Origin of the sequence: Arhodomonas sp. SL1 (genome assembly GCF_052060015.1) — a bacterium.
In the GTDB taxonomy this organism is placed as follows: Bacteria; Pseudomonadota; Gammaproteobacteria; order Nitrococcales; family Nitrococcaceae; genus Arhodomonas.
Genome location: NZ_JBPODZ010000012.1, coordinates 1 through 10,507, shown reverse-complemented (window position 1 = coordinate 10,507; position 10,507 = coordinate 1). Strand labels below are relative to the sequence as shown.

General features: G+C 69.3%; 6 protein-coding genes. 4 read left to right on the top strand and 2 right to left on the bottom strand.

Going from position 1 to position 10,507, the window contains the following annotated elements; translation table 11 throughout:
* The first annotated feature begins 26 nt into the window (after positions 1 to 26).
* Complete coding sequence (gene lexA, locus ACQ754_RS14055; RefSeq protein ID WP_440997666.1) at positions 27 to 626, top strand: transcriptional repressor LexA; 600 nt, start codon at positions 27 to 29, stop codon at positions 624 to 626.
* Between the two features lie 10 nt (positions 627 to 636).
* Here the strand turns inward: lexA and ACQ754_RS14050 are convergent, their stop codons facing one another.
* On the bottom strand, positions 637 to 1,953 hold the full coding sequence (locus ACQ754_RS14050; protein ID WP_440997665.1) for a hypothetical protein: 1,317 nt from the start codon (positions 1,951 to 1,953) through the stop codon (positions 637 to 639).
* A 140-nt stretch (positions 1,954 to 2,093) separates the two neighbouring features.
* Between ACQ754_RS14050 and ACQ754_RS14045 the strand changes: the two genes are divergently transcribed.
* The 3 genes from ACQ754_RS14045 (at position 2,094) to ACQ754_RS14035 (ending at position 9,221) form a co-directional block, all read left to right on the top strand.
* Positions 2,094 to 5,576: an FAD-dependent oxidoreductase gene (locus tag ACQ754_RS14045; protein ID WP_440997664.1), complete on the top strand. Its 3,483-nt coding sequence runs from the start codon at positions 2,094 to 2,096 to the stop codon at positions 5,574 to 5,576.
* Positions 5,577 to 5,656: 80 nt separating this feature from the next.
* Positions 5,657 to 8,389: a cation-transporting P-type ATPase gene (locus tag ACQ754_RS14040; protein WP_440997663.1), complete on the top strand. Its 2,733-nt coding sequence runs from the start codon at positions 5,657 to 5,659 to the stop codon at positions 8,387 to 8,389.
* Between the two features lie 19 nt (positions 8,390 to 8,408).
* Positions 8,409 to 9,221: a prolipoprotein diacylglyceryl transferase family protein gene (locus ACQ754_RS14035; RefSeq protein ID WP_440997662.1), complete on the top strand. Its 813-nt coding sequence runs from the start codon at positions 8,409 to 8,411 to the stop codon at positions 9,219 to 9,221.
* Positions 9,222 to 9,311: 90 nt separating this feature from the next.
* On the opposite strand, the gene ACQ754_RS14030 is transcribed toward ACQ754_RS14035, so the two are convergent.
* Complete coding sequence (locus ACQ754_RS14030; protein WP_440997661.1) at positions 9,312 to 10,295, bottom strand: Acg family FMN-binding oxidoreductase; 984 nt, start codon at positions 10,293 to 10,295, stop codon at positions 9,312 to 9,314.
* Positions 10,296 to 10,507 lie beyond the last annotated feature (212 nt).

The window sequence follows — 10,507 nt, the reverse complement described above, 5'->3', positions numbered from 1 at the left end:
AGAACCGAGGGAGAACCAGAAGCGCCATGCCCGGACTGACGCGCCGCCAACAGGATATCCTCGCCTTCCTGCAGGATTGCGCCCGCGACGGGCACGCCCCCACCCTGGAGGAGATCTGCCGCCATTTCGGACTCCGCTCCCGCGGTTCGCTGCACAAGCACGTCATCGCCCTGGTGGAGGCCGGCCTGGTGGAGCCGATGCAGGGCCGCCGCCGCGGGGTTCATCTCACCGATGCCGCCCGCGAGGGCGAGGGCCTGCCGCTGCTTGGCCGCATCGCCGCCGGCGAACCCATCGAGGCCGTCCCCGGCACCGAACGCATTTCCGTCCCGGAGGTGCTTCGCGGTAACAGCGAGTGCTACGTCCTCCAGGTACGCGGCGAGTCGATGATCGACGACGGCATCCACGACGGGGACTGGGTCATCGTCGAGCATCGCGGCCACGCCCGCAACGGCGAGCTGGTGGTGGCGCTCATCGACGAGGATGCGGCCACCCTCAAGCGCATTGAGCAACGCCCCGACGAGGTGGTGCTCCACCCGGCCAACGCCGACTACGCGCCCCAGCGCTACGCCCCGGAGCGGGTCACCATCCAGGGGGTGGTGGTAGGGCAGATGCGCCGCTACCACTGAAGCGGCGGGCTCACCCCACCAGCCGATAATAGAGCATGAACGCGAGGGTGCTCACCGACACCATGATCACGCCGTAACGCCAGTTCGCCCGCAGCACCCGGCCGGGGGCGATATCGTAGGCCCCCTGGAGGGCGAGATTGAGCCCGGACAGCGGGCTGACAGTGACGCCGATGGCCCAGCTCGCGACAAAGGTCATCGCCAGAAGGCTCGGGTCCGGGTCCAGGGGCGCCAGCAGCGTGCCGAAGGCAGCGATGCCGATGACCGGGTGCACCCCCAGCAGGGCCATCAACACCATGATCGCCAGCACCACCCCTGCCTGCCAGCCGCCGAATGCGGCGAAAGGCACCCAACCACCGAAGGTATCCACCACCCCGGCGAGCCCGCCGGCAAGCACGCCGGCAGAGAGGAACAACGTCAGCTCATTGGCCATCAACGGCAGGCGGGCGGTCACCTGGCGGCCGAGTAGCCAGGCCGGTCGCTGCTCCCGAAACGGCAGGAGCACGGCGGTGAGCAACGGCGCGAACACCGTGATGATGCCGAGCACGGACAGCTCCGGGGCCCGGGAATGGACGAACAGGATCACCGCCGCCAGCACCGCCGGCAGCGCGAGGCTGCGCGGGTGCAGCGGATAGCCGCGGAAATCCTCCAGCGGCTCCCGGTCCAGCTCCACCGCGGTGACCATCAGCGCCACCACCGCAAGCGGCAGCCCCACCAGGATGATCTGGTCCAACCGGGCGCCGGGGGCATACGTAAGCGCCGCGGCCATGGCGGCGAAAAACGGCGACCAAAACGCCGCCGCGGCGAACCCCCGGGTAAGCACCCGTAGCTGCTGATCGTCAAGCCGACCTTCCCGGGCCATGCGATGGCCCATGATGAACACCGTGGAGATATTGATCACAGCACCAAAGAGGTGCAGGCCGAGCAGCGTCCCTCCGATGCCGCGCCGCCCCGACGGCAGGCGTTCCTGCTCCCCCTGCGGAGCGGCGATGAGGCGGAGAAAGCCCACCGCGGCGAGCATGCCGATGAGTGCGGCGTTGCCCGACAGCGCCGTGCCCCAGGCGGGGGCGGCTCCCCAGGCGAGGGTCCAGGCAAAGCCCAGGCCGCCGGCGCCGAGCAGGGCTAGCGCCTGGATCCGGGTGCGGCGGGCCACGTCCGGCCATAGGAGTGCGGTGGCCAGCCAGGCCGGCAGGCCCGCGGCGGCCATGGGCACCACAGGCGCGAAGGCGTGCACCCCCGCCGCTGCCATGGCCAGGGCCAACGCCACCCCCGCAGTGGCCCGCCGCAGCCGGCGGCGCGCCTGTTTCCTCGTCGTCCTGGAATCGGGCATAGAGCCGATCAAGGATACCCCTGCCGGCACGCGAGGGGAAAACCCTACGCCGTCTGCCTTGATGAGCGCCCACGGCGCCACCATGCTTGGCCTCGACTTGCAATGCCGCCACCCCCGAACCCCCGAAAGACACCGAACCCATGAGCCTTGATGCCGCACTCGCCCGTTTCGAACTGAGCTTCGCCGACCTGCAGACCCCGGCGGGGCTGGAACGCCTCGACCGCTGCTTCCGCGAACACCTCGCCACCGAGGATCCAAGTCTCGATGAACGCCTGGCGCACTACCGCACCGGCGAGCCGCTCTCCGCCACCGAGACCAGCGATCTCCTACTCGCCCTGGGGCCGGCGGTGGAGGATTTCATTGCCGGCGCCTTCGGTATCGAGGCGGCGGTGGACCGGGCGCGTGCCGCCACCCTGTCTCATGACGTGGTCATGGCCTTCAAGCAGGAGTACGTTCAGCGTCGGGTGAAAAAGCACCGCCGGCCGGTGGAGCAATCCCTGGAGACATTGGGCGACTGGCTGGAACAGGCCAGCGCCGACCACGACGGCGACCGCGAACGCCGCATCGCCGCCTACGCCATGGCACTGCTGGACGACAGCGACGCCAACGCCGAGGCTATCGGGGCGGTCACCGCCTGGTGCAAGCTCGCCCGCCAAGACCCGGGGGCCGCCGGCGTCGCCGACTGGGCGAGCTTCCGGCTGCCCCAGCGGGTCAACCACGAGGATCTGGTGGCGCTGGTGCATACGCATGACGCCGCCCGCTCGGAGACCGCCCCGGAGGAACGCCTGCGACGCCGGGATGGGTTCTCGCTCACCGACGGCCGCGCCGATGCCCGCCAGGTGCACTCCGAGGTCCACTACTGCATCTACTGTCACGACCACGATGGCGACTTCTGCTCCAAGGGCTTCCCCGAGAAGAAGGGCCGCCCGGAGCTCGGGCTCAAGGAGGACCCCCTCGGCAATACCCTCACCGGCTGCCCGGTGGAGGAAAAGATCTCGGAGATGCACAGCTTGAAGCGCGACGGGCGCACCCTGGCCGCGCTGGCGGCGGCCATGGTGGACAACCCCATGATCCCGGCCACCGGCCACCGCATCTGCAACGACTGCATGAAGGCCTGCATCTACCAGAAGCAGGACCCGGTGGATATCCCCCAGATCGAGACCCGCTGCCTCACCGACGTCCTGGACCTACCCTGGGGCGTGGAGATCTATCACCTGCTCACCCGCTGGAACCCGCTGCGCGCGGAGCAGTACCTGCCGGCGCCAGACAACGGCCGCCGGGTGTTGGTCGCAGGCATGGGCCCGGCGGGCTTCACCATGGCCCATCACCTCACCCAGGGCGGCTGCACCGTGGTGGGCATCGACGGGCTGAAGATCGAGCCCCTGCCAAACGAGCTCCTCGAGCGCCCTGTCGAGCGCTGGTCGGATCTGGTGGAGGACCTGGACGAGCGCATCCTCATGGGCTTCGGCGGCGTGGCCGAGTACGGCATCACCGTGCGCTGGGACAAGAACTTCCTCAAGCTCATCTACCTAACCCTCGCCCGCCGACCCAACTTCCGGGTCTATGGCGGCGCCCGCCTGGGCGGCACGGTCACGCTGGAGGACGCCTGGCGGCTCGGTTTCCATCACGTCAGCATCGCCACCGGGGCCGGGCTGCCCCGGGTGCTGCACATGGGCAACAGCCTCGCCCGCGGCATGCGCCAGGCCAGCGACTTCCTCATGGCGCTACAGCTCACCGGCGCGGGCAAGGCCTCGAGCCTGGCCAACCTGCAGGTGCGGCTACCGGCAGTGATCATCGGTGGCGGGCTCACCGGCGTGGATACCGCCACGGAGGTCCAGGCCTACTACATCCGCCAGGTGGAGAAGGTCCTGCACCGCTACGAGACCCTTACCACCGCCTGGGGCGAGGAGCGCGTTACCGCCGGCCTGAGTGACGAGGACCGGGATATCCTCACGGAGTTCCTCGAGCACGGGCGCGCCGTGCGCGCCGAGCGCAAACGCGCCGCCGCTGCCAGCGAGAGCCCGGACTTCGTGGCCCTGCTGCGGCAATGGGGTGGCGTCACCATCGCCTACCGCAAGGGCATGAACGCCTCGCCGGCCTACACCCGCAACCACGAGGAGCTCACCAAGGCCATGGAAGAAGGCCTGTACTATGCCGAGGGTCTCGAGCCCCTATACGCCGACGTCGACGAGCACCAGCACGTAAAGTCCTTGGTCTGCCGGCGCATGGACCGTGTCGAGGGGCGGTGGCTCGCCACCGGCGAGGAGGTCACTCTCCCCGCGCGGGCCATCTTCGTGGCCGCCGGCACCGTGCCCAACACCATCTACGAGCGCGAATACCCGCGCACCTTCGCGCTCAACGGCAACCACTTCCTGCCCCACGTGGCCCACCGCGAGGGCCTGCAACCGGTGGAGGACGCCGATCACTGCAAGTCCCGGGAGTTCGGCCCGTTCACCTCCTACGAAGACGACGGCCGGCACGTGAGCTTTATCGGCGATACCCATCCGGCCTTCAACGGCAGCGTGGTCAAGGCCATCGCCTCGGCCAAGCGCAGCTACCCCCAGGTATTACGCTCCGCGCTCGCCCTCTCCCCCGAGGCGGCGCCGACGGAGGCGTTTCTGGCCACCATGGACGACGCCTTCACCGCCCGGGTGGTCTCGGTCAACCGCGACAACCCAGCGATGACCGAGGTCTGGGTCCACGCGCCACTGGCGGCGCGCAACTTCCGGGCCGGTCAGTTCTTCCGGTTGCAAACCTTTGAGTCCACCAGCCCGGTGGTGGCGGACACCCGCCTGCAGGTGCCGTTGCTGACGGTGAGCGGCACCGGCGTGGACGGCGACTGCATCCGCCTGATGGTGCTGCAGTGGGGCACCGGCCCGCGCCTGGTGGGCCGCCTCGAACCGGGTGATCCGCTGGTGCTCATGGGCCCCACCGGCGCCCCCACGGACATGCCCACGGGCAAGACCATCATGGTGGTGGCCGGGCGCTGGGGGGCGGCAGTGATGCTCGACATTGGCGCCGCCCTGCGCGCCGCCGGCAACCGGGTGCTCTATGTCGCCGCCTTCGGCAGCGCTGCCGACGTGGACCACCAGGAGGAGCTGGAGGCCGGCGCCGACCAGGTCATCTGGTGCACCGCCTCCGAGCCCCGCATCGAGGCCCGCCGGTCCCAGGATATGAGCCTTGTGGCCACCGATATGCTGGATCTGGTGCGCCGCTACGGCGATGGCGAGATCGTGCCGGAATCCGGCGGCATCCCGCTGAGCGACGTCGACCGGATCATGGTCATGGGGGGCACTGGCCTGCTCAAGGGCTTCCAGACTGCCTTGGAGCGGGATCTGGCCGGTTACTTCGCCCCTGGCGCGGAGGCCTTCGGCACCGTGGGCGCGCCCATGCAGTGCATGTTGAAAGGGGTCTGCGCCCAGTGCCTGCAGTGGCAGGTGGACCCGGAGACCGGCGAGCGGACGCGCCCCGTGTTCACCTGCGCCGGCCAGGATCAGCCCCTGTCGTGGATCGACATCGACAACCTCTCCGCCCGCCAGCAGCAGAACCGCCTCACCGACCGCCTCGCCAGTCACTGGCTGGACTATGTCTTCGAGCGGGAGTCCGCCGCTAGCGGTGGATGACACCGCTGCCCGCGGCGAGTTATGTTGCACTGCATCGAACCGACTAACGGGCCCAGCACGGCCGGGCCACGGGGAGGCACATGGCGGCCGAGGAATCACCGGATCGCGACGCAAGCGTATGGCATGCCTTGGAGGCGTCCGAGGCCCTGGATCGGCTGAAATCCGCTCGGGACGGGCTCAACGACGAGGAGGCCGCCGCCCGGCTCTCGCGCCATGGACCGAACCGCCTGGCGGAACAGGCGCGGGAGAGTGGCCTGCGGCGCTTTCTGCGGCAGTTCCACAACGTCCTCATCTACATCCTGATCGCCGCTGCCGCGGGCACTGCCGCGCTGCAGCACTGGGTGGATACCGGCGTCATCCTCGGCGTGGTGCTCATCAACGCGCTCATCGGCTTCCTCCAGGAGGGCAAGGCCGAGAAGGCCATGGACGCCATCCGCGGCATGCTCTCGCCCCGGGCCACGGTGCTGCGCGACGGCAACCGCCGCACGGTGGACGCCGAGACCCTGGTGCCCGGCGACGTGGTCCTGCTCCAGCCCGGCGATCGGGTGGCCGCCGACCTGCGGCTCATCGAGGCCCGCAACCTGCGCATCGACGAGGCGGTGCTCACCGGTGAATCCGTTGCCGCGGAGAAATCCATTGCACCGGTAGCCACAAACGCCCCGCTGGGCGATCGCAGCGCCATGGCCTATTCGGGCTCGCTGGTGACCTTCGGGCGCGGCCTGGGCGTGGTGGTCGCCACCGGCGCGGCCACCGAGATAGGCCGGGTCAGTGCCATGCTCTCGGAGGTGGAGCAGCTGACCACGCCCCTGCTCCGCCAGGTGGCCCAGTTCGGGCGCTGGCTGAGCGGGGCCATCATCGTCCTCGCCGCCGCCACCTTCGCCTTTGGGGTGCTCGCCCGCGGCGGCGACCCCATGGTGCTGTTCCTGGCCGCGGTCAGCCTCGCGGTGGCCGCCATCCCCGAGGGGCTGCCGGCAATCATGACGATCACCCTCGCCATCGGGGTGCAGCGCATGGCCCGGCGCAACGCGATCATCCGCAAGCTCCCGGCGGTGGAGACCCTGGGCTCGGTGACCGAGATCTGCTCCGACAAGACCGGGACGCTGACCCGCAACGAGATGACCGTCCAGGAGATCATCACCGGTGAGCGCCACTACAACGTCTCCGGCGTAGGCTACGAGCCCGTGGGCGGCTTCTGCCTGGACGAGCGCGACATCGAGGTGGAACCCGACGAGCACCCGGTGCTCTGGGAGCTGCTCAACGCCGTGGTCCTTTGCAACGATGCCCACGGCTACCAGAGCGAGCAGGGCCGCTGGCAAATCGAGGGCGAACCCACTGAGGCGGCGCTGATCACCGCCGGGCTGAAGGCCGGCCTCGACCCCAAGATACGCAACCGCTCCGAACCGCGCACCGACGTCATCCCCTTCGATTCCGCCCACAAATTCATGGCCACCCTGCACCACGACCACGAGGGCCACGCGCGGATCCTGGTCAAAGGCGCCCCGGAGGCGGTGCTCGCCCTGTGTGCTCGGGAACGCACCCTGAACGGCGAGGACGCCCCCCTGGACCCCGAACGCTGGCACCGCCGCATGGACGAGGTGGCCGGCCACGGCCAGCGACTACTCGCGGTCGCCATGCGCCCGGTACCAGCGGAGCACATCGAGCTCACCTTCGACGATCTGGATGGCGGCCTCACACTGCTCGGCGTGGTGGGCATCATCGATCCGCCCCGGGAGGAGGCGATCCATGCGGTGGCCGAGTGCCAGCAGGCGGGCATTCGGGTACGGATGATCACCGGCGATCACCTGGCCACCGCCCGGGCCATCGGTGAGGCGCTCGGCCTGCAGGGTGCCGACAGGGCCCTGGCCGGCCACGAGATCCACGACCTGGACGACGACACCCTGCGAGAACGGGCCCGGGAAGTGGCGGTGTTCGCCCGCACCACCCCGGAGCACAAGCTGCGCCTGGTCACCGCATTGCAGGCGGACAACCAGGTCGTGGCCATGACCGGGGACGGCGTCAACGACGCCCCGGCGCTCAAGCGCGCCGATGTGGGCGTGGCCATGGGCGTGAAGGGCACCGAGGCGGCCAAGGAGGCCTCGGAGATGGTCCTCGCCGACGACAACTTCGCCTCCATCGCCCACGCCGTCGAGGAAGGCCGCACGGTCTACGACAACCTCAAGAAGGCCATCCTCTTCATCCTCCCCACCAACGGCGGCCAGGCCTTCACTATCGTCGCGGCCGTGCTCTTGGGCCTCGCCCTGCCCCTGGAGCCGGTCCAGGTCCTATGGGTCAACATGGTCACTGCCGTGACCCTCGCCCTGGCGCTGGCCTTCGAACCCCCGGAGCCGGGGCTGATGGCACGGCCGCCACGACCGCCCGGCGTCCCCCTGCTCACCGGCTTCCTGATCTGGCGAGTGCTGTTCGTCTCCGCGCTGCTGCTGATCGGCACCTTCGGCCACTATGCCTGGATGATCGAATGGCAGGGGGCCGATGTGCCGTTGGCACGAACGGTGGCCATCAACACCCTGGTGGTCGGAGAGATGTTCTATCTCTTCAACAGCCGCCATGTCCTCGAGCCGGTGCTCAGCCGCCGCGGCCTGTTCGGCAGCCGGCCGGTGCTACTCGCCATCGCCGCGCTGGTGGCGCTGCAACTCGCCTTCACCTACGCCCCGCCGCTGCAATACCTCTTCGGCACCACCGCCATGGGCGCCGCCGAATGGCTACGGGTGGTTGGCTTCGGCATTGCACTGCTGCTGATGGTGGAGGCGGAAAAGGCGGTGCTGCGGCCCCGGCTGGACCGCCACGCAGTATAGTGCGCCGGGAGGAGCGCTGATGCTCTCGACCGCCATCGGGCCGATAGCCATCTCGGTTGGTCAGCTACTCCTCGCATGCGCGCTGGCCGTGGCACTGCTCACCGCCTGGGCGAGTGCCCGGCGGCCCGAGGAGCGGGTGGCCCACCTCCTGGTGGACGCGCTGCTTATCGGCTTGGCGGCCGCCCGCATCGCCTTCGTGGTGCGCTACCTGCCTCAGTACCAGCAGGATTGGCTAGGGATGCTCGACATCCGCGACGGCGGCTTCCTGCCCGTCTGGGGTGGGCTCGCCGCCGCCCCCTTCCTGGCCTGGCGGCTCTGGCAGGCGCCCGTGAAGTGCCGGCCGCTCGCCAATGCCCTGTTCGCCGGCGGCCTGACCTGGGGACTGACGGCGGGCGTCATCACCATGATCGAGTCCGAGAGCCGGGCGCTGCCGGCCACGGAAATGACCACGCTAAACAACAAAACCGTGACCCTGGCGGAGCTCTCGGAGCAACCCCTGGTGGTGAATCTTTGGGCCTCCTGGTGCCCGCCCTGCCGCCGCGAGATGCCGGTGCTCGAGGCCGCGCAACGCCAGCGCACCGATATCACCTTCGTATTCGCCAACCAGGGCGAAGGTCCGGGGACCATCCGTAATTACCTGGACAACGAGGGACTGGGCCTGGACAACGTCCTCATGGACCGCCACCGCGAGCTCGGCGAAACCGTCGGCGCCGGTGGGCTGCCAACCACCCTGTTCTACGACGCCAGCGGAAAGCTCGCCGACGTGCACCTCGGCGAGCTCTCCCGCGCGACGCTGCAGCAGTCCCTGGACAAGCTGGACGCAGGGCGCTGAATCCGGCCAGCGCCAGCGCGACCCCATGGGGAACGTCCTCCCTGCGATGACGCCCCTTCGGAATGCATGGCCCAGATCGTTCCCGCCAGCTCAGGAGGGATCGATCACCGCCTCGAGGGGACGGCGCGGCGCAGCGGGTAGCTCCTCCATCGGGTAGCCCAGGCGCAGGACCGCCTGAGGGAATCCGTCCCGGCCGAGCAGGTGCTGGAGTTTAGGCCGCAGGGAGGCCACCTGCACCGGTTGATTGAGATAGGAAGCCTGCAGCCCCGCGCCGGCGGCGGTGAGCAGCAACCGCTCCAGGGCCTGGCCGGCATGGAGCCAGTCCGCGACGCCGTCCCCACCCGTGCCGAGGACCGCCAGCACCGGAGAGGCATCCGCGAGCTCCCGGTCCTTGGCACCGACACCGTTGCCCATATCAAAGGTGCGGACCACGGCCTGGGCGAACGGAGCCACCAGCCCCGGGACCGTCAGCCCGTCACCACGCCGCCGCGGGTGCATCCACGCGGCGAGCTCCCGGCGCCAATGCCGGTCCGACCATTGGATGCCGTCGCCCTCGGCCACCAGCGCCGCGAGTCCATGGCGTTGGTCGTCAGGCTCCACCACATGCAGCCAGGCACCCTCCGCCTCCGACGCGCGGGAAAGCGGTTCCAGCACATCTGCCGGGACGTCGCCGTCAGAGAAACGCTTCCGGAACGTGCGCCGGATATCGATGGCGGGGAACAGTCCGGCATCGGCCGCCGAGGCCTCCGCCTCCCCCGGCTGCAAGGAGACTCGGGCAAACAGGTCCTCGTCCTCCGCTTCTGGCAGCAGCGTGCAATCCACCCGAAGGCCTGCCTGCGCCGCCGCCACCCGCAGGTTCATCAACGCACAGCCGCAGCTGATAGTCAGCTCCCGATCCTCCGGGTCGTTCACCGGCAGCGCCCGGGTGCGATCCGCATACAGCTCAATGACGCCATCTCGAATACGGAACCTCCAGGGTTGGGTGTTGTGGCTGGACGGCGCCCGGGTGACCGGCTCAAGCAGCGTCTGCAAACGGGCAGTGGAGGTCTTCTCGTCATCCGGCGCGTCGCTCATCACCCTGACTCCCTTGTTACCGTGACCATCCCCTGATCTTGCACTACCAATCCGCGCCGCAGTGCTCCGCCTATAGCCGCTATGCGGCTTAGGGGGTGGTGAAGCGGCGCATGGCGCGCAGCGCGATCACTCCGGCGCTTCCTGTTGCTCGATGTAGTGCTTCAGCACCGAGAGCGGCGCACCGCCGACGCTGATAATGCAGTAACTCCGAG